Annotated in this window: 2 protein-coding genes; one reads left to right on the top strand and one right to left on the bottom strand. The window is 46.9% G+C overall.

Annotation, left to right across the window (positions count from 1 at the left end):
• Positions 1-193, top strand: a 193-nt coding sequence (locus tag KDK16_RS08845) for a hypothetical protein (protein ID WP_257275660.1), incomplete at its 5' end; no start/stop codon positions are given.
• A 115-nt stretch (positions 194-308) separates the two neighbouring features.
• On the opposite strand, the gene KDK16_RS08850 is transcribed toward KDK16_RS08845, so the two are convergent.
• Positions 309-1,455: hypothetical protein (locus tag KDK16_RS08850; RefSeq protein ID WP_257275661.1), on the bottom strand; the 1,147-nt coding region annotated here is incomplete at its 5' end.

Below are 1,455 nucleotides of genomic sequence, written 5' to 3' on the forward strand. Positions count from 1 at the left end.
CTGTGAAAGGGAGCTAAAAAGTAGGCTTCGGCAAAGCCACAAAGAAAACCTGAAAAGCTATAAAATTCCTGAAGCCTACCAACACCTACTTTTATTCACTACAGCGAAAGATATTCACAACCTGCAAGGTGTTGAAGAGCTGCTTGTAGAAATCAACTTACGTAGGTGGTCCAGGGAGCCTGACCTGGAATAGCGCAACCGGAACCACTGGAAGCTTTTCAAAGCCTTTATGTCGTTCGATAACATGCAGGTTTAGCTCCGAAAAATAGCCATTCAATGATTAGAGGATGCGACTGTAATGTACCCATTCAGGTGATTTCCGGACTGTATTCTGAGTTGATGTTTAATTTCTTCATATTTCCTGACGGGGTGCTCAGTACATCTGGACAATCCGTTTTTTCAGGTTGCTGGGACTCTGTTGCAATGTGAAATGTCTTGCAAACCGTTACTTGATGCTGATGCTTACAAGCTGTCACACCTTGCTCCATTTTCATACTACCCACACCAGTGTGTGACAGCCCGATTTGCTTATGAACCGCCCTGGATCGAGCATAACCCCGCATAAAAGCCAATGACTCCAGATTGATACTGTAACGCCTGACCCGCTTCCCCTTAGCAGTATCAGCAAGCATTTTCCCAGTCCGCACCTGCTGACTATTGATGACTAATCCGGCCATTCTCAACAATCGATTGACGAAATTGCAGGCCGATTTTGGGCGCTGAAATTTTGCCCCTTCCGAAGTGTTCAAAATCACAGAATCCGGTATCAGCCTGAGCTGGTTCAGCATGAAAGGATACTCATTATGGTAAGCCTCAACTCTATCCACCACCTGCTCTGCTTCTTTCTCCCCCCATGATTGCTGGTAATCCCAGTTGGGAAATAATGGCTTCAGAAGCTCTCGATAAACATCAACGCCAATGGATTCAAATCGTCGATGACAAATGGAAGTGCTTTCCTGATCAGGCTCTGGCCGGTAATGGCTACCATCCGGCAATGGGAACTGCATAAATCGCCTGAGTCGTGTCAGCCCAACCTTCTTCCAGAACTCAATATCCTCACCTTTCAGAGCTACCGGCTCAATACCCAACTCTTCACAGATTCGATAGCGTTCACAACTGCATATTTCCTGTAGCCTTGGTTCGACTTTATGAGACAGCTCATCGTACTGGCTTGCAGAGACGATAGGCGACTGTTGTATCGCTGCCCTCTCCTCTTTTTCCACCTCCTCTTCAGTGGCTTTCCAGCACAAATCAAACGATTCTGATTGTTGTTTACCCTGGTAATACTCCATAGCAAATCCTCGGTTCTGCATCAGATAAAAAAGACCATTGCCGCCCAATGCCTTGAGCTTCACCTGTCGGCTACGCTCTGCTTCACAAAAGCCATCGTATTCCCCCACCGTTACGCCATCAGTATTGCGCACATAGCGTTGGGCGTACTGCAATGCCCGGACT

The organism is Endozoicomonas sp. SESOKO4 (assembly GCF_024606275.1).